Below are 24,224 nucleotides of genomic sequence, written 5' to 3'. Positions count from 1 at the left end.
ACCCGTTCTGTTTGTAGTGACTATACTTTATCATGAAATATGCTTTTGGACACAGCATCACCTCAAAGAAGTGGAAAATATTATGAAGAAAGATTGACATCCCATCCTCCCATAAGTAAAGTTAACTTTACGTAAAGCGAACTTTACTTATGGGAGGATATACTTGCAAAATCTAATCAAAGACAAACGAATACATATGCACATCACACAGGAAGAACTGTCTCAACGGCTAAAGGTCTCCAGGCAGACCATCATATCGCTGGAATCCGGAAAGTACAAACCTTCTCTTGTGCTTGCTCACAAGCTTGCCCAATTATTTGGCTGTCAGATCGAGGAATTATTTATTTTTGAAGGAGATGAGAATATTGAGTTCTGAATTACTGAACCGGATGATCGGGATCGGTGGAATTGTAGCTGGTTTGTTATTTGCAATACTCATTATTTTTTTCACAAGGTTGATTGCAAAAAAGCACAACGGACTGGATGAGCGGTACCTTTATTGTATCACGAGAGCAAAGGCCTTCTCCTGGAATGCAACAACCATCAGTCTTGCTCTGGCATGGATCCTCGTAGTTATGCTAGACGGGATATCGCTTTCCTTTTTCATTATTACTGCAGTGTTTGTCATTCATTGTTTATCTTCTATTGTAGCAAACCTATACTACTCAGCTCGGAATTAGCCCACCTGTCCGATACATGTGAACCGATTGGACTCGCACAATCCCATATGCTATGTTGAAGTGGAATGTACTTAAATGAGGAGGCATCTTCTATGTATATCTATTTGGTTCCTTCACCGATTCCGGATGCACTTGCAGCATATCCGCATCTGACTTTGCGCAGCGAGGAACAGGTTCGTTTGGCCATTGAATCGACAGAGCGTCTGATGAACATCGAGTCCGATGACAACGTAGCGGCGTATGAAGCCTTCGATGCCGCAGGCTCCTGGACAGGCGGCGGTTATGCCGTTCTGAACAATATACCCGTAACAGAAGATGGACGGAATGACTTCGAGGAACGTTTCAAGAACCGTGCACGCAAAGTGGAAGACGAACCCGGCTTTGTCGGCATTCGTGTGCTGCGTCCGCTAAAAGACGATACGTATGTCGTACTTACCCTCTGGCAGTCCGAGGGTCATTTCCAAAACTGGCAGCAGTCACAAGCCTATAATCATGCTCATCGCAACCGCAGTACGAGTGAAGGGCTGACCGCACAGAAGCCTGCCATGTTCCCAAGACCTTCGTTCGTCACGACATTCACTATAGAATAATCAAAGGGAAACGTGAACTTTGCTTTTAATTGGGTATAAAATTAACAGATACATCATGCCGCACATTGAGCAGTTTCATTAAACTTCAATTAACAGTCCCTTCTGCTTTTCTTCAACAGGAAGGGGCTGTTTGTATGTTCGAGCACATGAATAGCCCCATACTCTGCCCTCTGTTCTTCATATTCCTGAACAGGCGTGCAGAATATGAAGTGGGGTACATTTTGACACGACATGCGATGAGATAGCATAATACTTGTTAAATGAAACTTCGGAAAGGAAGGAGGGCTGGTAACTTGTCACGCAATTCACTCACCCGGTTTCTAAGCGGACCGTTTATAGCGTTCACCGTTATTATGATGATCAAAAGCTCTCTGGCCTGGATTGTAATCTTCGATGACATCCCCGTCTGGAAACCACTGCTGACAGAGCTGCCGCTGATCTGGATCTGCTTCTGTCTGATCGAATGGTTCGCAGCGAAACGCCGGATGTGGCTTTACCTCGGACTAGATCTGATCCTTTCGGGAATCTTCTTCGCAGCCATTATGTACTACAAATATTATGGTGTCATTGTCAACTATCATGCGCTCGCACAGGTGAATCAGGTAACCTCGGTCAAGAGCAGCATGTTCTCTTTGCTTGATCCGTATTATTTGTTTATTTTTGCAGATATTCTGATTATTGCTGGGATACTCATTCGTCGCCGGATCAAGCTCGGCTTGACCGAACGTCCGGGCAGAATGCCGCTTGAACGGAGCGCCAGAAGACGGATTGCCTCGGTCATCCTCATTCTGTCCCTGGTGCTCTGTATGCTCAACATTTACCCCAATCGGGCGAGCATGAGCGAGATTACACAAGCGGAGCAGATGGGGATTCTCGGGTATGAAGCGTATACCATTCTGGCTGACCGCCCTGATAAGCCCGTGCCCATGGATACCATCGATCAGAATCATATTGACGAGATTAAACAAACGACAGCATTGCCTGCTGTTGTAGAGCAGGGCGCAGCCAAAGGACGTAATGTGATTGTGCTCCAGCTCGAATCATTTCAGTCCTTCCTGATTGGGTTGAAAGTCAACGGACAGGAAGTTACCCCCCATCTGAATGAGTTGGCTGGACAAAGTCTGTATTTCCCCAACTTTTATCAGCAAGTAGGCCAGGGAAATACGTCCGATGCCGAGTTTGTGGTGAATACATCGTTCTACACACCGCCCAACGGGGCAGCAGCTACCGTCTATGCGAATAAGAAGCTGCCAAGTCTGCCCAGGCTGATGTCTGCGAACGGTTACCAGACAGCCACATTCCACACGAATGATGTGCACTTCTGGAATCGCGATCAGTTATACAAGGCGCTTGGATTTGACCGGTATTATGACATCAATTATTTCGGAACAGAGGACTCCATCGCCTTCTCGGCATCAGATGAGGTGTTGTACAGCAAGACCCTGGATCAACTGGAAGCCATGCAGGCCTCCGGATCGCCTTTCTATGCACAAATCATATCCATGTCTGCACACCATCCATACCATTTGCCCGAAGATAAGATCAGTCTGACGCTGCCGAAACGGTTCGATAATACATTGCCTGGAGATTATCTTGTATCCCAGCATTATGCCGATCAGGCGGTGGGGCAATTTATTGAGGGACTCAAGGAACGCGGATTATGGGAAAATAGCCTGCTGGTCGTATACGGAGACCATCTGGGTCTGCCCATCTACTCGCTGGATCGGGATGATGAGAAGCTGATGCAGGAAATCTACGGTCGCGAGTATACGTCAGCGGACATGATCAATATTCCACTGATCGTCACGGCTCCTGGCATCACGCCGGCTGCTCAGTTGGAACAGATCGGAGGGCAGGTGGATATATTGCCTACGATCGCCGGATTAACAGGGGCTTCTCTCCAGAACCAGCTTCATTTTGGTCAGGATTTGCTGCGTGAGGGGAATAATCTGCTGCCTGAGCGCTATTATCTGCCTTCCGGATCGGTGTTGAATGACGCTTCCCTGTTCATTCCTGCCACGGGATACGGGGATGGCACTCATTACTCCCTTGCCGATGCTGGGAGGCAGGATGTAAGTTCAGCTGAGCTTGATGAAAAGACGAATCCGAACCGCCTGAAGAATGAACCAGCAGCACCTGCATCGCTCAATCCAACAGAAGAGAAATCCAATTCATCCGGCTATATTACGAAAGAAGAGTACGAACGGGCTTTGGAACTTCTGCACTTGTCCAACAGTTACCTGATTCAATTACAGAATCGAAATACAGTGAAATAATCCAGCATGCGAAACGAACCTATTACCACTTTTAATTCATGATAAAAGACAAGAGCCCATGAAAGGTCCACTATCGACCGAATTCAGGGGCTCTTTCCATTCCCTCTATATCTAACACTTTCTCCCCAATTCTCTAACAAAAAGACACCTCTAACCACCCGATTCATCCATTGCCAACAAATTCCCCTCTTTAGCGAAGACACCTGGACGTTCCTGTTCCTTGAGCAGCAGTTTACAATGAAAGCGTATTATTCCTTGTTGAAGGAGGACGATCATGAAATTTGACCTGAACATTGTACCCTTCAGCCGTAGAGAGTCGTTCCTTGCAGTCTCTCTTCTGCCTGAAGGCAAGAATAGACAGCAGGGCCTCTACCTTCGAACTGTACGGGGTGGAGATGATAAATTTGGCGAAGCGTTTCGTATTGAACTGCTGGATCAGCAGAATCAGACGATTCCATTTACGCCGGAGGCTTCTCCTGAAGCCGTGCGGCTGATTTCGTCGGCGTTGACAATCTTTGCCGAAATCTGTATTTCGGATAGTCGTACCGTCCGATTCCGTTCAAAAGGCTGCGGTATCCGGTTGACCTTTATCCCGGCAGCCTATGATTATGCATATGAAGTGAACAAGCACAGTTGGGAAGTGAACAGCTTTACCCATGAATGCCGCTTCATGCTGACTGGACTTGTGGGCAATCAAAAGATGGAAGTACCGTGGGATAAGACCAAGAGCTCACGCGTGATTGCAGAGTTCAGCGTGGATATGGACACGAATACGGCGGAGTTTGCCGTTGAGGAATTCCGCACAGTGTGGGAGCCTCGCCCACAATGGGACTCCTTTGATGATGACGTAGCAGCAGTTCGGACTGAATTCAACCAGTGGCTGGACAGTAGTCTTGCGATCCCTGATCGCTGGCAGGATGCGCGGGAGCTCGCGGCTTACATTACTTGGTCCTGCCTCGTTCCGGCGGAGGGTTGTCTGACCCGTCCTGCCATGTACATGTCAAAGAACTGGATGACAAATATATGGAGCTGGGACCACTGTTTCAATGCGATGGCGCTTGTTCGTCATGATCCAAAACTTGCATGGGACCAGTTCATGATCTTTTTTGATCGACAAGATGAGAGTGGCTTGATTCCTGATTTTGTGAACGATAAATATGAGCTGTGGAACTGTAACAAACCTCCTATTCATGGATGGACACTGGCCTGGATGATGCAACGTACGGATGATATCCGCGAGGCGCAGCTCCGTGAAGTGTATGGTCCATTGTCCAAGTGGACGAAATGGTGGTTCCGGTATCGTGATGATGATGGTGATGGGATCCCCCAATATAACCACGGTAATGATTCCGGCTGGGATAACAGCACAGCATTTAATCATGGAATACCTGTAGAAAGCCCGGATTTAGCTGCCTTTCTGATTATCCAGACCGAGCTTCTTGCTGAAATTGCAGGGTTGCTTGGGCTTACCGAGGAATCTTCTGAATGGAGAAAACTGGCGGATGATACATTGGAGAAGATGATCAGCCACTTCTGGAAAGATGGAAGATTTATCTCCTTACGCTCAGGTACACATGAGCCCTCGGCGGGAGACAGTCTGCTGTTATTCGTTCCAATTCTACTTGGTAAACGCCTGCCTGAATCAATCAGAGATGTTCTTCTGGAAGGGCTGCGGGAGGAGAATCGATTCCTTACGGAAAACGGTTGGGCGACCGAGAGCATAAGCAGCCCTTACTATATACCAGACGGGTATTGGCGCGGACCGATCTGGGCACCATCGACCATGCTTCTCGTGGAAGGCGCAGCCGCAGCTGGTGACCTGGAGCTGGCTCAGGAAGTATCACGCCGCTTCTGCAATATGCTTAGCCGGAGTGGTATGGCAGAGAATTTCGACGCGCTGACTGGTGAAGGCCTACGTGACAGGGCATTCACATGGACATCAAGTGTGTTCCTGGTTCTGGGGCACGAGTACACAATCTAAAACCAATATTGCACGTCCCTGGCTGCTGTTTTAAACAGCTTTCCGGGGAGGTGCTTTTCCCGTTTCTTCGAAAAATTTTATTTGCACACAACAAATTGAAAGCGTTACCATGAAATGATTGGATTCTTCTATAGGCTATCTGTCCATGCTAGAATGCAGGTAGATGTAGTTATAGCGAGAGGGGAAATCGTTTATGAACGTCCAATGGATCAGGCAGCTTAATAAACGCATTTTCTCTGGTTCCTATCGCAGTATACGGACCAAGCTGCTCTTCTGTTTTCTCATTGTCACTCTGATTCCTCTGCTATCGCTAGGTGCGTTGTCATATTACCAGTCCGCCAAAATTATTAATTCCCAGTTTGGCAAATATGGTGAAAATGCCGTAGCACAGTTGGAGCAACAAACAAGTTCATCTTTAAGCCGAATGAAACAAATGAGTGAAACGATCTACTCGTATTTACTTGATCCCGCCCATGCAGATCTAAGAAATCAGGCACCTGTAAGTTATAGTGAAATCATTGAAAAGAATGACTTTGAAGCCCTACTCAAATCGCTCCGGACGGATCTAACCGCAGGAATCTATATCATTACTCCCTCTGGTTATTATTATGGAGAGAACAATTTGAATGTTGATAAGCTGAAAAATATTCCAGAATGGAAGACAAAACCCGCTTCTTATAAAGGAATATACTGGCTTGGCTTTTATATGCAAAATCACGCAATGAGCAGCTCAGGCGATTCGAATCTTCCCGTCCTTGGGCTCGCTGTGCCGATTCATAATTCCAACGGAACGCAAAACGGCAGCACCATACTCATAGAGGAGAATGCGCAGGAACTGCTCCATATGTTCAAGCTGTTTGAGACAGATACGAAGTCGCATCTGACCATTAAAGCTTCGGACGGAAGAATTGTATATGAAAGCGCATCCACTTTTACGAAGAAGGATAGTGATATTACATGGATTCGGACGCTTGCCGTGAACCAGTGGACCATAGAAGCGAGATTACCTGCCAAAGCCTTCTACCTGTCCTCGGGCATTATTCGGTCGAATACCATTGTCGTGGCCATTATTTCATGTGTGCTTGCCTTTGGACTCGCCTATCTGTTCTCATCGAGGTTTACAGCACGTATTCGTACGCTAAAGGATTCGATGCAGAAGGTCAGCTTCGGTAAGCTGGATACACGGATGCCAATCGAAGGTAGAGATGAGCTAGGTAGCCTTGATATGAGTTTTAACCGGATGGTAAGTGGCGTCCAATCGCTTGTACAAGAAGTGGAACAGAGCGAAAGACTCAAGAAGGAAGCGGAACTGAAGGCTTTCCATTATCAGATTAACCCCCACCTGCTGTTCAATACGTTGAACTCCATTCAGTGGAAGGCCCGTCTGGAAGGGGCTGATGATATCCGTCAGATGTTATATCATTTAACGATGGTGCTGGAAGGAAATCTGGATATATCGCAGGAACTGATCACGGTGGGCAGAGAACTACGCATGATTGAGCATTTCCTGAAAATTCAGGAGATCAGGTATGGAAATGTGTTCAGCTATGAGCTGAATTGTGAGGACTCACTGAAGCAGTATCTGATCCCACGTATGACTCTGCAGCCACTGTTTGAAAATATATTTTTCCACGGTTTCACGGATGGAATAGGTGTAATTAAGCTGGATGTCACCGTAATAGAAAGGAATGAGCTTCTGCTGATTCTCAGGGATAATGGAGCAGGTATGACGGAAGAAAAACGGGAGCGTTTGCTTGTTCCAGATCCGAAACGTCGTGGTCGCGGAGGATTAGGCGTCCAGAACGCAGACCAGAAATTCAAACTGCATTTCGGCTCGCAGTACGGACTTACAGTACATTCGACTAAGGGTGAAGGTACAGCGATTGTCATTCATTGGCCCAAAGAGGAGGAGCGTCCGGATGGATACAGCAAAGAGAATTAAGGTGCTGATTGCAGATGATGAGAGCATTGTACGGAAAGGCCTACGTTCGACCGTAGCTTGGGAGAACTTTGGAATGGAAGTTATAGCTGACGCGCCCAATGGACAAAAAGCCTGGGAAGCCTTTCTGGAGCATCGGCCTGAAATTGTAATAACAGATATTGTAATGCCAGAGATGGATGGCATCGAGCTGTCTCGCAAGATAAAGGAGATGGCGGCGAAGACCAAAATAATTCTGCTCAGTTGCCACCGAGATTTTGAATACGCACAGCAGGGAATTCAACTTGGGGCATCCGGATATCTTTTGAAAACCGCTTTTGAGGACGAAGAACTTGAAGAGATGTTAAAGAAGTTCCAGCAGGAACTGTCTGTCTCCGCTCCCCCCTCTCCAAAAGATGAAGAACGTATGGAAACACTGCTCTTTGCATGGCTGAACGGACATAGCTGTAAATTTCCAGAGGAGCTGGAGAAGCTGCATGGCGGTCAATCGCATGTTAATGGACAGCCGCTGTTAATATATCTGATTCGAACGGCAGAATGCGGAGCATCTTGGACCGAGCTGCGACAAGAAGCTGAGAAGAATGACCGCAGCATGCGCGAGGGTACGATCATTCCTTATGGAGAAGAATACTACTATTGGATCGTTCCTGATACGCTGCGAGGGTCTGCAGACAGCCTTCTGGTAGAGAGTAAGAGCAAATGCAGTCAGTTGAAGTGGACTCGTAAAGAATCCTTGCTCCACAGCGATGATCTGAAGCAGGTGTTCCAAAACCTTCATAAAGAAGCTGAGCTAGAGAAACTGTATGGGATATCCGTAAATCATTGGCCAGATTCGATCTGGAAAGCCGTGAATCTACTATATGCTAATCCCGCAGCTGACTGGTCAGCCAGCGAACTGGCGGAAGAGGTTGGGCTCAGCCGCAGTCATTTCTCCATTCTCTTTAAGAAGGCTGTCGGTGATAGTTTCATTGCCTTCAAATATAAACGGAAACTGCGCCTTGCTTATGGCTTACTGCGGGATACAAATCTAACCATGCAGGAAATTGCGGAGCGGACAGGACTTGGCGATAGCAAATATTTTAGCAAATGGTTCAAACGCTGTACGGGCCAGACACCGAGCCATTACCGTGCCCAACAAAAAGACGACAGGTCCCGAACAGATTGACACCTGTTTCAATAATTCGAACAAAATCACAACAACATTCGAATAGATACACGTTTTGAACCGCTTTCATTCGAGTTACGATGAAAGCGGTTCAATTATTATAAACCTCACTGACAGGGAGCTGACAATATGAAAAAGAGAACTTCACTCATTGTCCTTGCAACGACGCTGATGGTATCTATACTGTCTGCATGCAGCGGTAACGCTGGAACAGCCAATCCGGAGAACGGCAGTTCGGATCAGACGAAGACGCTTCGTTTTGCAACCTGGGACACGGGGGACGCGCTCAAAATTGAGCAGGATATCGCCAAAAAGTTTGAAGCAGAACATCCCGGTACAAAGGTGCAGGTTGAGGCCTATGCGGACGGATTTGACCAGAAGCTTGCCGCAGGGTTCGGAGCGGGTAACCCGCCAGACGTCATGTACATGTGGGACTTCCCTACCTACCATCAATCTCTTGAACCACTGGATAGCTTCGCAGAAAAAGATCAAGACCTGAAGATAGATGATTTTTACAAAGGATTGTTCAACTATGGGAAAATCGACGATAAGCTATATGGCATTCCGGCTGGGTTCACGACTCGTGTCGTCTATTATAACAAGAAGCTCTTTGATGCTTCCGGTGTACCTTATCCTAAAGACGGATGGGAATGGAGTGAATTCCAGGATATCGCTAAGAAGCTGACGGACAATTCCAAGAAGCAGTACGGCTTCGGTGCTCGTGCCGAGAATGACACGTATGACTTACAGGGCTTTGTCTGGAGTAATGGCGGCTCCTTTATTTCCCCGGATGGTAAAACCATCGAAGGCTACATGAACAGTAAAGAAACCGCTGAAGCTATCCAAATGTTTGGTGATATGGTGAAGAACGGTACCGCCGTACTTACAGGTGGTAAGGGCCAGCAAAGCGGTGATGATATTTTTAAAGGCGGTAAGATCGCCATGTGGGAAAGCGGAATCTGGCCGCTCGAATCATTCAAACAAGCGGGAGTTGATGTAGGTACGGTCGAAATTCCAGCTTTCCCAGGCAAACCGGTTAAAGGTGTACTGGCAGAATCCGCCCTGTCTATTGCTAAAGACTCCAAGCACAAAGACCTGGCATGGGAATTCGTTAAATTTTATGTCTCTAATGAATCGATCAAAATGCGTGTTGCTGACCTGCCAGTACGACAAAGTGTTGTAAACGAACTCAAGAAGGATCAGGACCCACTCTACAAGCCTTATTACACCATGCTTGAGCGTTCGGACAATACACCTGCATTTCTACTCAATCCGAAGTGGAATGAAGTGAACCGACAGCTGTCGGCTGCGGTGGAAGCAGTCATGCACGGCAGCAATGCCCAAGAAGCACTGAATCAGGCGGTTAAGGACAGCGAGCGATATTTGAAATAACACTTGTAGAAAGAAGGTTAGGAGATGGCTCAGACCTACCTGCAGAATACATCGGAACCGACAGCTACCCTTAAGGCCTTGAAAAAACGCAAATGGGGTGGGCTTGCGCCCTACCTCTTTATCTTCCCATGGATATTTGGATTTGTTGTTTTCACTTTAGGTCCCCTGCTGTTCTCACTGGTCATTTCATTTTTTGATTGGCCAATCGTCGGTAAGGTAACTTTTATCGGGCTAGACAACTACGTGGAGATGTTTTCGAATGATCCGCTTTTTTGGAAATCTTTATTTGTAACACTGAAATTTGCAGCCCTCTTCGTTCCCCTTAATATTATAGTCGCACTCGGACTTGCGATGCTGCTAAACCAAAGGGTTAGAGGAAGCGCCATTTTCCGTACGGCATTTTATCTCCCCTCTGTCATCTCAGGTGTGGCGCTTGCTATGATCTGGTCCTGGGTATACAGCGGAGACTATGGAATTCTGAACTATTTCTTGTCTGTCCTTGGCATCCAGGGGCCCGATTGGCTGAATGATACGAACTGGTCGCTTGTTGCGATGGTCGTTGCCAGCCTCTGGGGACAGGGGTCCATGATGCTTATTTTCCTGGCTGGACTTAAAGGAATTCCCAAGGACCTGTACGAATCCGCTTCAATCGACGGAGCAGGTAGAATCCGAAAGTTCTTGAGTGTAACCATTCCGATGATTACACCAACCATTCTGTTCAACCTCATCACATCGATTATTGCAGCATTCCAGCAGTTAACTCTTGCCCTGCTACTTACGGGAGGCGGGCCAATGAAATCAACCTATTTCTATGCGATGTATATGTATGAGAACGCTTTCAAATATTTAAAAATGGGTTACTCTGCCGCCAACGCCTGGTTTATGTTTCTGATCGTGCTTACCTTGACGTTTCTGGTATTCAAATCTTCGGAAGCCTGGGTGTTCTATGAAGGTGAGATGAAAAAGAATCCGCAGAAGAAGCTTAAAACCAGTAAAAGGGGGCGGGCCTGATGAAAAAAGTATTTGCTTACGTGTTGCTGATCGTTTTCTCACTGCTGTTCATCGCCCCACTCTTCTGGGCGGTGACCACGGCACTGAAATCACCGCAGGAGCTTTATCTGTTTCCTCCCAAATGGATTCCGTCCGACTGGAAATTCAGTAACTTCGCAGAGGCATGGAACATCCAGCCCTTTAATTTATTTTTAAAAAACACACTGCTCGTTACGGTTTTATCTACCATAGGCCAGCTGATATCCTGTACGCTCGTCGCTTACGGCTTCGCCAGATTTCAGTTTAAAGGGCGTGATTTCCTATTTCTTGTCGTTCTGGCGACCATGATGATCCCGTGGGAAGTAACCATGATTCCGCAGTATATGGAATTCAACTATCTGGGATGGATCAACACTCTTAAACCTCTGATTATTCCGTCGTGGTTTGGCTCTGCCTATTATATCTTTTTGTTACGGCAGTTCATTATGACCCTGCCCCGTGAGCTGGATGAAGCAGCGACGATTGACGGCGCTAGTAAAATGACGGTTCTGCTTCGAATCATTGTGCCGCTAATGGGACCTTCGCTGATTCTGGTTTCCGTATTCCAGTTCATGAGTTGTTGGAATGATTATCTGGGACCGCTCATTTTCCTGAATGATCAGACAAAATATACGTTGACGCTTGGCCTATCTCAATTTAAGGGCATGTACGGTGTTGATATGCAATCCATCATGGCCATCACCTGCTTAATTTCGATTCCGCCGCTTGCGATTTTTTTCTTCGCCCAGCGGTACATTGTCGGCGGAATTGCCACGACAGGTATTAAAGGATAGGACACACAGATAGAGGAAGGGAATGACGATCATGACTGTTATGAACATTGGGCGCGACTGGGATAATCTCAGCGTGCTGGAGAGAAACCGCGCGAAGAGTCGCTCCTATTTTATTCCTCACTCCAATAAAGAAGATTCTCTGAGCTATGACAGAGGAAGCTCTCCGTGGTTCAAATCGTTGAACGGCATTTGGAAATTTCAATTCGCTGATGGGCCTGAGCTGGCCCCCCCGGATTTTCATCAAAATGAATACGACACCTCGGGTTGGGATGATATCCCTGTCCCTGGCCATTGGCAGTTGCAAGGCTACGGAAATCCGCATTACACGGACCTGTACTACCCATTCCCTGTCGATCCTCCTCATGTACCTAATGATAATCCAACGGGTAGCTACGTAAGGGAATTCACGCTGCCAGACCATTGGGACGGAAGAGTTGTTTCACTTAAGTTTGACGGTGTGGATAGTGCCTTTCATGTATGGCTGAATGGTTCGTTTGTCGGGTACAGCCAAGGCAGCCGCCTGACATCGGAATTTGATCTGACCCCTTACCTGCAGGCGGGAGTTAACCGATTGGCAGTCCGGGTTTACCAGTGGTCTGACGGTAGTTATTTGGAGGATCAGGATATGTGGTGGATGAGTGGCATTTTCCGGGATGTCTATCTGGTTTCCGAGCCTTCAGCGTTACGCATTACAGATTACCGAATCGTAACAGAGCTAGATACAGAGTTTACGAATGCGGTACTGTCGGTCCGCTTAGACCTTGATGGAGAAGAAGTTCAGGGCAAAATACAGTTACAACTACTGAATAAAATTGGAGCGCAGATCCTGTCTGCTGAGAAGAATTTAAACCATCCTTCAAGTATCGAGTTCAATCTGCCTGTGGCGGAGCCTTCCTTATGGAATGCCGAATCTCCTTATTTATATCATCTGATCATTTCGGTAGTAGATTCGAAGAATCAAGTTATAGAAACGATTGCCCAAAGAGTCGGGTTCCGCCGTGTGGAGGTCAGGGATGGACAGTTCTTGGTTAATGGCGTAGCGATTCTTCTCAAAGGCGTGAACCGACATGACCATCATCCAGATACGGGACGAACCGTAACGGTATCCACCATGCGCGAAGATATCCTAATGATGAAGCAGCACAACATCAATGCCGTGCGGACGGCACATTATCCAAACGACCCGCGATTCTATGATCTATGTGATGAGTATGGGTTATATGTTATGGAAGAGACGGACCTGGAAACGCACGGCTTTGAGCCGCTGGGCAATATTTCACGTCTTAGCGACGACCCGGCTTGGAAGGATGCCTACGTTGACCGTATCCGCCGTATGGTGGAACGCGACAAGAATCACCCTTCCGTAATTTTCTGGTCGCTTGGCAATGAATCGGGCTTCGGCTGCAATTTCCGCGCGATGTCTGAGTGGTGCAAAGCCAATGATTCCACACGACTTATTCATTATGAAGAAGACCGTGAAGCGGAAGTATGTGATGTGGTGAGCACGATGTATTCCTCCGTGGAGAAAATGGAAGGTTTCGGCCAGCTAACGGATCATCCGAAGCCTCATATTCTATGCGAATTCGCTCATGCAATGGGCAATGGACCCGGAGGGTTACGGGCGTATTTTGACACATTTGATACTTATCGGCGCCTTCAAGGCGGTTTTGTCTGGGAATGGATCGATCATGGACTTAGCAAAAAATTAATCGATGGCAAGGTTGACTATGCTTACGGCGGCGATTACGGTGATGTACCGAATAACAGTAATTTTGTTATTGATGGGTTGGTTCGTCCAGACCGCACCCCCTCTCCGGGACTCATTGAATATAAGAAAATCATCGAACCTGTGAGGGTCAAAATGATAGATGCAGGAAAGATTCGCGTAACAAACCGTTATGATTTCGTGACACTGGATCATCTGCAGGCCCACTACAGTGTCACGGCTGATGGACGAACGTTTACCAGCGGTGTACTCGTACTTCCTCAGGTTGACCCAGGAGATAGCGCAGACTTGTTCATTCCAAATTTAATAGATCTGCAGTCGATCCTTCTCGATCAGCGTACGGAGATGTGGCTGAATGTCAGATTCACGCTGGAAGCTGACTGTGCTTGGGCGGAGCAAGGGCATGAAGTAGCTTGGGCACAGTTCGCACTGCCGAGTCATTCAAGCTCAGCCGCATCTTCCTTGTCGCAGCTGTCTGTAGAGCAGAAATTGTCAGTTACCGAAGAAGGACGCGAGCTAGTCATTGCGAATGACAGTTTCCGTATTTCTTTTGATCGTCTACGTGCAGGGTTTACGTCCCTTCGCCTGAACGGAAAGGAGCTCATTCAACATGGACCACGACTGAATTTCTGGCGCGCTCCGATTGATAACGATATGTATGTGCTCCCGGATTGGCGCAAGGCACACCTCGATCGACTGACCGAGCGGATAGACGATTTTCGTTGGGAGCAACTGGATGAAACGTCAGTACGTGTTTTCTGGACTTCTCGCATAGCACCACCCGTCCACGATTGGGGCTTCCGGTGTGAAACGTCCTATACAGTTACTGCAAGTGGACTAATCATGATAGATGTGAAGGGAATGCCGGAAGGAACACCACCCGCCATGCTCCCGAAAATCGGTCTTCAGATGGAAGTTCCCGGTGATATGGACCGTGTGAAGTGGTATGGCCGCGGGCCGGGAGAGAGCTATTCGGATAGCCGGGAGGCCGGACGCTTCGGAGTATACCAGAGCAGTGTAGATGGATTGTTCACGTCGTATATCTATCCCCAGGAGAACGGAAATCGGACAGATGTTAGGTGGGTGTCAATCGTCGATGGAGCAGGAATTGGTCTGCTAGCGACAGGAGCGCCAACGCTCGATTTCAGCGCCAGACATTACACGGACGGTGATCTGGAGAAGGCGCAACATATGAGCGATTTGATACCTCGTGATTTCATTACTCTGAATCTGGATTACCGACAGAATGGTCTGGGAAGTAACAGCTGCGGCCCAGCACAGTCCTCTGAGAATACAGTTAAGCCGGAAGCGTTCCGGTTCCGCATCTTGCTTCAGGCGTATATGGCGGAGGATAACGCTCCTACAAGGCTGAGCCGCCGAATGAGTACAGAAGCGATGCAATATGAAATGGAGGAAGATCAACATGCTTAATACACAGGATGTTTTGAATTTATCTGGCAAGGTAGCTGTTGTTACTGGCGGAGCATCAGGCATTGGGCTGGCCACCGCTGAGCTTCTGGCGAGCTTCGGGGCACATGCTGTCTTGATTGACATTAATGAGGCGGCGGGTAACGAGGCCGTCGCAGGTATCCGCGAACAGGGTGGTCAGGCCAGCTTTTACTGCTGCAACGTAACCTCTGCTGCAGACTGCGAACGCACAGCCTCAGAGATCAAATCAGCTCTTGGAGGGATTCATGTCCTGTTCAATAATGCAGGGGTTATTCGCCGCAAAACGGTTACCGAGTTGGATGAAAGAGATTGGGATCTTGTACTTGATGTCTCACTCAAAGGCGTCTTCCTCCTCTCTAAATATGTAATTCCCATTATGGAGCAAAGCGGTGGCGGTAGCATCATTAACACAGGCTCAGGTTGGGGACTGAAAGGTGGAGACCGAGCAGCAGCGTATTGTGCCGCAAAGGCAGGCGTTGTTAATCTGACGCGTGCCATGGCTATCGACCATGGAGGGGCGAACATTCGAGTCAACTGTGTATCACCAGGGGATACGGATACGCCGCTCTTGCGTGACGAAGCGAAGCAGCTGCAGCAGGATGAGTCAGCATTTCTGGTTGCCTCTGCAGGAGGCAGACCGTTGGAGCGTCTAGGTACACCGCGTGATATCGCGAATGCCGTATTGTTCCTGGCGAGTGACTTGTCCTCATGGGTAACGGGTAGTGTGCTGGTCGTTGACGGAGGCGGAATCGCTTAGGGCGGATAAGAAAGATTATTTTCCCAACATATGAACGGAGGCGTTAATTGTGGCTGACAACAGAACATCTGCCCATCCCTATATTCCAAATACCGTTCCGGAGGTCCGGGACGCGATGCTGAAAGAAATTGGTTTAACATCTATGGAGCAACTCCATGATGCAATTCCTGACAGCCTGAAGCTGCAGCGGGAGATGTACCTACCGCCAGCCATGAACGAATACGAATTGCGCCGACATATTGATGGACTGCTGGCGAAGAACAAGCACAGTGCTGATTATCTTAATTTTCTGGGTGCAGGATGCTGGCAGCATTTCATCCCAGCCGTATGCGACGAGATTAATCAGCGTTCTGAATTCGTGACGGCCTATGCCGGAGAACCTTATGAAGACCATGGTCGATTCCAGGCCCTATTCGAGTATCAGAGCTTGCTTGCCGAGCTCGTGGACATGGATGTCGTGAATGTACCAACCTTTGACTGGGCTCAGGCGGCTTCCACCGCGATCCGCATGGCGGGACGTATTACAGGGCGAAAAATCGTGCTGCTCCCACGTTCTGTAGATCCGGATAAGGCGGCAATTATTCGTAATTACTGCACCCCGGTCATGGATCTCCAGTATGTTGACATCGATCAGGTGACAGGACGAATGGATCTAAATGATCTACGCAGCAAATTAAATGACGATATCGCGGCGATTTATTTTGAAAATCCCGGTTACCTTGGAATCATTGAGGATCAGGGAGCTGAGATATCTGAGCTGGCTCATAAGGTAAACGCTGTTTCTATTGTAGGTGTTGACCCCATATCACTTGGAGTTCTGGAGCCTCCAGGCCGTTACGGGGCGGATATCATTTGCGGAGATTTACAGCCGCTGGGTATGCATATGAACTTTGGCGGTGGGCAGGCTGGCTTCATCGCAACACGTGATGAGGAAAAGTATGTCATGGAATACCCTTCTCGACTATTTGGCATCGTGCCAACCGAGGCGGAAGGCGAATACGGCTTCGGAGATGTTGCCTATGAACGTACATCATTCGCTCTTCGGGAGAAAGGCAAGGAATCGGTAGGGACTCAGACGGCTTTATGGGGCATTACGGCAGGAGTATATCTGGCCCTCCTCGGTCCTGTCGGGATGCAAGAGGTTGGTAGCACGATTATCCAGAAATCTCATTACGCTGCGAAGCAGATATCACGAATTCCAGGGGTGTCTCTTCGCTTTGGAAGTGGCAACTTTTTCAAAGAATTTGTTATTGATTTTAATGATACAGGTCTAACCGTTGAGAAGATCAACCAGAGATTAATGGAGGCAGGGATTTTCGGAGGTAAGGATTTATCTTTATCTTATCCAGCGTGGGGTCAATGCGCACTCTACTGCGTCACGGAAACGCATGCCCAGGCGGATTTGGACCGACTTGTCGATGCTCTTCGTTCCATTGTCAGCACATCATAATGATCATATAGAGGAGGACTGAACGCCATGAAACGGATTCGCAGAGATCATAAGGTTCGTAAGTTTCACCAAGCGAAATGGGATGAGCCCGTTATCTTTGAACTTCACCGGCCAGGAGAGCGGGGCGTCATCCCGCCGGGAACGGAAACGGCTGTAGCTGCTGAAGTGGGCTCCGCGGAAGACAACATACCGGCATCCATGTGGCGGCGCACTATTCCTGCTTTGCCAGAAATCGGGCAGGCAAAGGTACTGCGCCATTATCTGAGATTATCCCAGGAAACGTTGGGGTCGGATATGAACGTGGAAATTGGCCAGGGAACCTGCACGATGAAATATATTCCCCGGATTAACGAAATGCTTATCCGCAATCCCCGTATGACCGAGCTTCATCCCTTACAGGATGTGGATTCTGTTCAGGGGATGCTGGAAATATTCCATAATCTTGATCTGGCAATGCGTGAGATTTCCGGTATGGATGCTTTCTCCTTTCAACCGAGTAGCGGAACCCAGGCACTTCTGGCTATGGCCTCCATCGTCCACGCCTATCATGATTCACGCGGTGAAGGTGAGCAGCGTGATGAGATCATTACAACGATCTTCTCTCACCCTTCCCAGGCCGCTACAGCTGCCGTTAAGGGATACAAGATTATTACATTGCATCCAGACGAAGATGGGTTCCCGGACCTTGAGAAGCTGAAGAACGTTGTCTCCGAGCGGACAGCTGGATTTGTTGTAGCTAATCCGGAGGATACAGGCATCTATAACCATCGTATCCGCGAATTTACGGATGTGGTGCACGAAGCTGGTGGTGTCTGCTATTATGACCAGGCTAATGCCAATGGCCTGCTCGGGATTACACGAGCGAAGGAAGCGGGTTTTGATATGTGCTTTTTCAATCTTCACAAAACCTTTGCTGCGCCCCATATGTGCGGTGGTCCTGCAACGGGCGCTCTCGGGGTGACAGACGCCCTGAAGAGTTTTATGCCTGGGCCATTAGTGGAGAAGGAAGCGGGCGGACGGTATATCTTGAAAGATCAAACGGAAGTCAGCATAGGTAAAGTGCGCAGCTTTCACGGCGTAGCCCAAACCGTACTCCGCTCCTACGCCTGGATTATGAGTCTCGGACCGGACGGTCTGAAGGATGTTGCCCAGGTTGCTGTGCTGAATAACAACTATTTATATCATAAAATTGTTCAAATACGCGGAGCGAGTGCCCCGTATGTCCAAGGACGTCGTCTAGAACAGGTCCGCTACAGCTGGAAGCAGCTCACCGATGAGACTGGAGTAACGACGGAGGATATTACACGGAGAATGTGTGACTTCGGTCTGCATTACTGGACCTCTCACCACCCATATATAGTTCCACAGCCGTTCACATTGGAGCCAACTGAATCCTATTCCAAGGAAGATCTCGACGAATATATCCATGCGCTGGAGCATATCTCGAACGAGGCCTATACACAGCCAGATATCGTCAAATCCGCTCCGCACAGCAGCACGGTGCATCGCAATGACGAATCATCTTTGGACGATCCGAAGCAGTGGTGTATTACTTGGCGTGCGTATTTGAAGAAAACACAGCCAGAACTTCAGAAACAACATTAGCTTGTACGCAGCACCTACTCTTATGGTTTATATAGAGGAACATTAATATTACTCGTTCTATAAATAGACAGAAAAGCAACGACCCTCAACCGTGTTGAGGGTCTTTTTAATATGATTCTATAGCTTTCAGTGGAGTTAAGATAACGATCTCTCCGGTTTCTCTTCCCCGTTTACACCGATTTTCTTATTCACTCAGCATGGACTGTGTGAAGCCGATCCATTCTCTGGTGGCAAAAGACAGATAGCGATCCTTCCGCCAGATCATGCCGAGCTGCCACGGGATTACGGGCTCGACCACAGGTATAATGCGTACACGCATATGATCCACCTCGCGGCAGATCGTCTCTGGCAGCAATGCCACTCCCAGATTGGCCGCTACCATCGCACTGAGCAGATCCCATTGAGAGCTTTCATACACCACCCGGGGCTGAAATCCCGCATGCTGGCAGGCTGCGATAATCCGGTCATGCAGTGCAAAATCCTCTCGAAACAGCACAAATGCGTCATGCTCCAGTTCACGGAGTGCCACCGATTCTTTACCTGCAAGCGGATGTGAAGGGTGTACAAGCAGATTCAGCTTCTCTTTTACAAAAACAAAATGATCCACCAGTTCATCCACTGTTGGAAGAACGGCAACACCAATATCCAGTGCACCGCTAATCACGTCGGCCTCCACTTTTTTCGCCCCATCCTCGAACAGCTGAATGGTCACCTGCGGGTAGGCTTTGTGAAATTCACCGATAATCATTGGAAAAAAACTGGATCCTACCATCGGTGGCAAACCGATCCGCAGATGCCCTTTCTTCAGATTCATCAGATCGTCCAGCTCGGACGACAGGCTGCGAAATGACTTTTCAATCTCCAACGCCTGCCGGAAAAAGACATGACCCGCATCGGTCAGTGCCACCTTCTTCCCATAACGATCGAATAAAGTTACACCCAGTTCGTCTTCCAGGCTTTTGACGGTTTTGCTAATCGTCGGTTGTGTAATAAACAGCACTTCGGCTGCTTTGGTGAAGCTTTGCTGCCGAGCGACTTCCAAAAAATATTGCAAATGGCGGATATCCATCGTCTAATTTTCATCTCCCATAGATAAATGGAATGATAAACATTCTTAATATGCATTTTACTCATGAAAGAATGCGATGTAAAATTTGTGATATCAAGTAAATCATTTTCATAATACCTTTAGCTGCTTCAATCAGGGCTAGATATAGATCAAAATGATTCAATTTGTCTATATCTAGTTACATAAATTCACTTTTAGTGAGTTATGAAATTGATTCAAGCAAAGCTTCCATTCATTTTCATGAAAAACTCAAAAATCATCACGTTAATTATACAAGGAGGGATTAAAGTGAAGAAATGGGGCCTTGGCATTTTGCAAGTTGCGCTCTTGATGGCCTTTTCACTGCTCATGGACCCGTTGGCCCGTGCTCTCCATCTGCCTGTGCCCGGTTCCATACTTGGCATGGTTGTACTGTTCATTTTGCTTCAGACCCGGGTTGTGAAGCTGCGCTGGATCGAAATTGGAGCCGCTTGGCTGCTCGGTGAGCTATTACTGTTTTTCATCCCGTCAGCCGTCGGTATTATGAACTACATGCCCATGTTGGAGCATGACGGTCTTCAAATTCTGTTTATTGTTCTGCTTAGTACATTTCTGGTCATGGCCTGCACAGGCCTTGTAGCCACCCGAATCGCCAAACGAAAGGAGCGTCACACCGGATGATTGGATTTCTCTGCCTCTTGTTAACTGTCGGTATATACTGGGTCGCCAAACGCATGTATCGCAGCCTGCCCAAAGTATATCTGTCCCCGCTGCTGATTACGCCTCTTCTGGTGGTGGGCGTGCTGCTCGCAACCGGTACGGACTACGCGGCCTACAGCAATGGTGGCAAATGGTTAAGTCTGCTTCTTCAACCAGCAACGGTAGCCTTTGCCGTACCGCTCTATACGTTTTTCCATGTACTCAAAAAACATATTTCCGAGATTGTCTTCAGCGTCATGACAGGCTCCGTGGTGGCGGTCCTCTCGTCTGCCTTGCTGGCCAAATGGCTGCGCCTAGATTCCGGACTTATTCATAGTTTGATCCCAAGATCGATTACAACTCCCATTGCGATGAACGTTTCGGCTACGATTGGAGGCATTCCGGCCGTTACGGCAGTTTTCGTCATTATGACTGGTCTGCTCGGGGCGATCATGGGGCCTTCCATTGTTAAAATGCTGCGCATCGATGGTGAGATTGCACGCGGGACGCTGCTTGGAACCGGTGCCCACGGAACAGGAACATCCAAGGCATTCGAGCTCAGTTCACTGACAGGTACCATCTCCAGTATCTCCATGGTACTGGCTGCATTGTTCACATTGGCGGTTGCACCCGCGCTCTCCAAACTTATTTTCCCATAAAAGATAGAATTAACCCTATTTTTTGAAATATTATTGTTGTATTAAAGCCCTTTCTTCCTTACAATAAGGACAGGTTTTAATTGAATATTGCGGGGGAGATGCGATGAAAAGAACCGGAATGAAGAGATCTCTGGACCGCCTTGGACGAATTGTCCTTCCCAAAGAAATGCGGGATACGATGGAAATCCATATCGGCGATCCGCTCGAGTTTTTCATTGAAGGGAAAGAGTTGATTTTAAGAAAGTACAAATCAACGTTGTGTATTTTTTGCGGTGATGTGGATACGGAAATGTATTTCAAAGAGCAATTCATTTGCCGGACTTGTGCAATTCAATTAAAACACCCGGATGACACTCCCGAATGGTTCGCTCCTCAGAACAAACAGGCTCCTGCTCCCGTGGAGCGTCCTGCTGCCGAATCCGCCACGGTCTCATCTCCTGCATTGGAAGAAGGGACTACAACTGCCAACCAAGAGTACCCGGACCTGCGGCCAAAAACGGCACGCATGCTGCAACAGATGAAGGAAATTGTTGAACAGAATCCCGGTTTGGCTCAACAGCAAATTGCGGAAAAGCTAGGTATTAGCCAAGGACGCGTCTCCCAACTTAAAAAACTACTATAAATTAGGAATTTATTCGATTATTTATAATCAGGAGACCTTCCGTTTCAGGAAGTCCCGTTGCAAGAGAACCCTTTGAACTCCGTGGGTTCTTCTTTTTTTTATACCCTTAGACCTGAACGGCTTCCATATCCAATTCCTCTGCTTCCAGTTTACGCATGCCCATAATCAGAACAACAATGTTGGCAACCAGCAATACTCCCGGAAAAGGAATAGCTGCATATTGTCCATAGATCAGATGACTTCCCACAGCCCCGATCATAATAAACGTCAGTACCCCCGAAGCCAGAATACGAGTACGAGGAATCAGCAAACCTGCAGCACTGAGCAGCTCCACTGCTCCGATCAGATACATCGTCCAGGTAGGGTAGGAGAAACCTTTGAAAGTCTGTATCATCATCTCTGATCCACTGACCTTGTTCAACCCTGACATCACAAATACACCAGCAAGCACAATCAGTGCGATATACCCCAAAATTTTCAAGCCATTACTCATATGTATAACCCTCCAGTAAATAATCGTTCGTATCGATCTGTTGTATAAAAAGCAATCTATGTAAAAGTTACAGCGTAACTCTATTTTAAAATTTAGAAATTTGCATTGCGAAATAGTATGTGTTGATATTATACATATTAATAATCATTTACTTACTTTTATGAAGTGAGTATATAATAATAACATTATTTATTCAAGTAATTTTTTGACGAATAGTGTATAATAGATTAAAAAGGTTGTTATAGCATGATTCGTATGAACCTATTGACTTCATTGTCCCTTACTTTGGTCAGAGCGGCAGAAAGCCAAGCACTTTTATATATACGAACAAATCCACCCATCCTTGAATCGAGGTGAACACGTTGAAGCTGAGAAAAGTAAAATCGCCTAGTCCCTGCCTGATTACTCAGGCCATGGATATCATCGGTAAGAAGTGGGTACTGCTCATCATGTACCAACTGTTATCCGGACCCAAACGATTCACTGAGTTGGAAGCGGAAATGGCGATAAGCGGTCGATTGCTATCCGAACGTCTGAAGGAAATGGAAATGGAAGGGATCGTAACCCGGCATATGTATCCTGAAATCCCGCCTCGCGTAGAGTATGAATTGACGCCCAAAGGCAGAGCCATTGAACCCGTCATTAACCAGATTTACAACTGGTCCTCAGACTGGTTGAAGCAGCAGCAGTCTACTAAGTAGCCAGATTCTATTTCATGTTCAACACAAAGACGCCTGAATCGAACTGATCTAAGGATCAGTTCGAGATTCAGGCGTCTTTGTCGCGGGTTCACATTTTTCGTTACGTATAAAAAACGATTAATGCGAGAGATGTTTGGATGGCTGAAGCCGTACCGGCAGCCCGGAGTCTGCCGAAACCAAGGCTGCCGTTGTAATCTCCTGTGTGCGGCATGCATCCGCATAATCAGATAAGATCCGTGAACGGTCGCCGGTACGAAGGGCGTGAATGAACGCTTCATTTTCCCGTTCATACGGATTATGCCCTGCTGATATCTCCAAACCTGCCATCGCATGAGGAGCAGCACTTGGCAGAAGGAGACGATCAGGCGTCCAATCCCAGACTCCGGCAGTCGTGTAAAACTGGAGCCCTGCGCCGCCTTCACCATCTGGCAGCAGGCAGGTGTTGGCAATGCTCGCAATAGCACCACTTTCCAGCTTAAGCGTTACATTCGCCACATCGGCTACCGTGACATGTTCATGCTTCTCATGCATGCTGCGCTGGGCCGCTGCAGCGTACACCTCTGTCACTTCGCCCGCACAATACCGCAGCAAATCCACGATATGGGTCGTCTGTTCGACAAACTGCCCACCGGAGCCGTCCTGACGACGCCACCAGGCGACCCCTGGCATTCCACCCATCCAGCGTCCGAGCGCCATGCCAACAGTCTGTTCCTGCATCGCTTGTTTCAGTACCTGTGCAGCCTCCTGATAACGAAAATGGTAACCTACCGATGTTAACAATCCCGACTTCTGTATCTGATCCAACACCTGACGAGGTATATCCATGCCTGTACTCAGCGGTTTCTCCACCAGGAACGGGATACCTCGGCGAATTAATTCAGCTTCAATTGATCCGTGAGACATCGGGGGTACACAGATGTAGACCGCATCCAGCTTTTCAGTATCCATCATATGTTCAAGTTCACCGTAGCCAACTGCATCATAGACGGAAGCCATGGCCTCCGCCTTCTCCAGCGTTGTTCCACAGACAGCGGCTACCCGAACGCCTTCCATTCGTGCCAGAATATCTGCATGTACTTTGCTGAACCAACCTGTTCCAATGATTCCGATCTGTAAAGTCATAGATGTAATCCCCTCTCCTTGTTACACGCTTACATGTTCCATTCGAC

The 24,224-nt window shown here is 47.8% G+C and carries 21 protein-coding genes; 18 read left to right on the top strand and 3 right to left on the bottom strand.

Features of this window, described 5'->3' with window-relative positions; translation table 11 throughout:
• The first annotated feature begins 163 nt into the window (after positions 1 to 163).
• The 14 genes from PPA03S_RS07445 (at position 164) to gcvPB (ending at position 18,833) form a co-directional block, all read left to right on the top strand.
• On the top strand, positions 164 to 376 hold the full coding sequence (locus tag PPA03S_RS07445) for a helix-turn-helix transcriptional regulator (RefSeq protein ID WP_062321400.1): 213 nt from the start codon (positions 164 to 166) through the stop codon (positions 374 to 376).
• Positions 366 to 680, top strand: a complete 315-nt coding sequence (locus tag PPA03S_RS07440) for a hypothetical protein (RefSeq protein WP_062321398.1) — start codon at positions 366 to 368, stop codon at positions 678 to 680. Before PPA03S_RS07445 ends, PPA03S_RS07440 begins: the two co-directional genes overlap by 11 nt.
• Before the next feature lie 92 nt (positions 681 to 772).
• Positions 773 to 1,270 carry an antibiotic biosynthesis monooxygenase family protein gene (locus tag PPA03S_RS34200; RefSeq protein WP_062321395.1) on the top strand — a complete coding sequence of 166 codons (498 nt, stop codon included), beginning with the start codon at positions 773 to 775 and terminating at the stop codon, positions 1,268 to 1,270.
• A 353-nt stretch (positions 1,271 to 1,623) separates the two neighbouring features.
• Entirely contained in the window at positions 1,624 to 3,546 is a 1,923-nt protein-coding gene (locus PPA03S_RS07430; RefSeq protein WP_068964018.1) for an LTA synthase family protein, read from the top strand.
• Positions 3,547 to 3,820: 274 nt separating this feature from the next.
• A complete protein-coding gene (locus PPA03S_RS07425) occupies positions 3,821 to 5,527 on the top strand; it encodes an amylo-alpha-1,6-glucosidase (RefSeq protein ID WP_062321391.1) in 1,707 nt (568 codons plus the stop codon).
• A gap of 193 nt (positions 5,528 to 5,720) precedes the next feature.
• A complete protein-coding gene (locus PPA03S_RS07420; RefSeq protein WP_062321389.1) occupies positions 5,721 to 7,469 on the top strand; it encodes a sensor histidine kinase in 1,749 nt (582 codons plus the stop codon).
• The gene (locus PPA03S_RS07415) at positions 7,447 to 8,631 is read left to right on the top strand and encodes a response regulator transcription factor (protein WP_062321387.1); all 1,185 of its coding nucleotides are present in this window, start codon (positions 7,447 to 7,449) and stop codon (positions 8,629 to 8,631) included. The genes PPA03S_RS07420 and PPA03S_RS07415 overlap by 23 nt, the downstream gene beginning before the upstream one ends.
• Positions 8,632 to 8,760: 129 nt before the next feature.
• Positions 8,761 to 10,023 carry an ABC transporter substrate-binding protein gene (locus PPA03S_RS07410; protein WP_062321385.1) on the top strand — a complete coding sequence of 421 codons (1,263 nt, stop codon included), beginning with the start codon at positions 8,761 to 8,763 and terminating at the stop codon, positions 10,021 to 10,023.
• 24 nt (positions 10,024 to 10,047) lie between these two features.
• Positions 10,048 to 11,034 carry a carbohydrate ABC transporter permease gene (locus PPA03S_RS07405; protein ID WP_062321383.1) on the top strand — a complete coding sequence of 329 codons (987 nt, stop codon included), beginning with the start codon at positions 10,048 to 10,050 and terminating at the stop codon, positions 11,032 to 11,034.
• Positions 11,034 to 11,846, top strand: a complete 813-nt coding sequence (locus PPA03S_RS07400) for a carbohydrate ABC transporter permease (RefSeq protein ID WP_062321381.1) — start codon at positions 11,034 to 11,036, stop codon at positions 11,844 to 11,846. Before PPA03S_RS07405 ends, PPA03S_RS07400 begins: the two co-directional genes overlap by 1 nt.
• Positions 11,847 to 11,877: 31 nt before the next feature.
• The gene (gene ebgA / locus PPA03S_RS07395) at positions 11,878 to 15,003 is read left to right on the top strand and encodes a beta-galactosidase subunit alpha (RefSeq protein ID WP_082704051.1); all 3,126 of its coding nucleotides are present in this window, start codon (positions 11,878 to 11,880) and stop codon (positions 15,001 to 15,003) included.
• Positions 14,996 to 15,778 carry an SDR family NAD(P)-dependent oxidoreductase gene (locus PPA03S_RS07390; protein ID WP_062321379.1) on the top strand — a complete coding sequence of 261 codons (783 nt, stop codon included), beginning with the start codon at positions 14,996 to 14,998 and terminating at the stop codon, positions 15,776 to 15,778. Before ebgA ends, PPA03S_RS07390 begins: the two co-directional genes overlap by 8 nt.
• Positions 15,779 to 15,827: 49 nt before the next feature.
• Positions 15,828 to 17,228, top strand: a complete 1,401-nt coding sequence (gene gcvPA, locus PPA03S_RS07385) for an aminomethyl-transferring glycine dehydrogenase subunit GcvPA (RefSeq protein ID WP_062321377.1) — start codon at positions 15,828 to 15,830, stop codon at positions 17,226 to 17,228.
• A gap of 27 nt (positions 17,229 to 17,255) precedes the next feature.
• Positions 17,256 to 18,833: an aminomethyl-transferring glycine dehydrogenase subunit GcvPB gene (gene gcvPB, locus PPA03S_RS07380; protein WP_062321375.1), complete on the top strand. Its 1,578-nt coding sequence runs from the start codon at positions 17,256 to 17,258 to the stop codon at positions 18,831 to 18,833.
• 184 nt (positions 18,834 to 19,017) lie between these two features.
• Here the strand turns inward: gcvPB and cidR are convergent, their stop codons facing one another.
• Positions 19,018 to 19,902, bottom strand: a complete 885-nt coding sequence (cidR, locus tag PPA03S_RS07375) for a cidABC operon transcriptional activator CidR (protein ID WP_062321373.1) — start codon at positions 19,900 to 19,902, stop codon at positions 19,018 to 19,020.
• A 288-nt stretch (positions 19,903 to 20,190) separates the two neighbouring features.
• On the opposite strand from cidR, the gene PPA03S_RS07370 reads away from it, so the two are divergent.
• From PPA03S_RS07370 to PPA03S_RS07360, 3 genes are all read left to right on the top strand, one after another.
• On the top strand, positions 20,191 to 20,562 hold the full coding sequence (locus PPA03S_RS07370) for a CidA/LrgA family protein (protein WP_062321371.1): 372 nt from the start codon (positions 20,191 to 20,193) through the stop codon (positions 20,560 to 20,562).
• Positions 20,559 to 21,239 (top strand): CidB/LrgB family autolysis modulator, encoded by a 681-nt coding sequence (locus PPA03S_RS07365; RefSeq protein WP_062321369.1) that lies wholly within the window; start codon positions 20,559 to 20,561, stop codon positions 21,237 to 21,239. Before PPA03S_RS07370 ends, PPA03S_RS07365 begins: the two co-directional genes overlap by 4 nt.
• Before the next feature lie 103 nt (positions 21,240 to 21,342).
• Positions 21,343 to 21,861, top strand: coding sequence for an AbrB/MazE/SpoVT family DNA-binding domain-containing protein (locus PPA03S_RS07360; protein WP_062321367.1), 519 nt, complete (start codon positions 21,343 to 21,345; stop codon positions 21,859 to 21,861).
• A gap of 106 nt (positions 21,862 to 21,967) precedes the next feature.
• Here the strand turns inward: PPA03S_RS07360 and PPA03S_RS07355 are convergent, their stop codons facing one another.
• The gene (locus PPA03S_RS07355; RefSeq protein ID WP_062321365.1) at positions 21,968 to 22,354 is read right to left on the bottom strand and encodes a DoxX family protein; all 387 of its coding nucleotides are present in this window, start codon (positions 22,352 to 22,354) and stop codon (positions 21,968 to 21,970) included.
• Positions 22,355 to 22,767: 413 nt separating this feature from the next.
• Here PPA03S_RS07355 and PPA03S_RS07350 point away from each other — a divergent pair, with 413 nt between their 5' ends.
• Positions 22,768 to 23,055 carry a winged helix-turn-helix transcriptional regulator gene (locus PPA03S_RS07350; protein WP_062321783.1) on the top strand — a complete coding sequence of 96 codons (288 nt, stop codon included), beginning with the start codon at positions 22,768 to 22,770 and terminating at the stop codon, positions 23,053 to 23,055.
• A 117-nt stretch (positions 23,056 to 23,172) separates the two neighbouring features.
• Here the strand turns inward: PPA03S_RS07350 and PPA03S_RS07345 are convergent, their stop codons facing one another.
• Positions 23,173 to 24,177: a Gfo/Idh/MocA family protein gene (locus tag PPA03S_RS07345; protein WP_062321363.1), complete on the bottom strand. Its 1,005-nt coding sequence runs from the start codon at positions 24,175 to 24,177 to the stop codon at positions 23,173 to 23,175.
• Positions 24,178 to 24,224: the final 47 nt, after the last annotated feature.

Origin of the sequence: Paenibacillus pabuli NBRC 13638 (genome assembly GCF_001514495.1) — a bacterium.
GTDB lineage: Bacteria > Bacillota > Bacilli > Paenibacillales > Paenibacillaceae > Paenibacillus > Paenibacillus pabuli.
The sequence above is the reverse complement of the archived record's forward strand: the minus strand, read 5'-3'. Positions and strand labels throughout refer to the sequence as shown.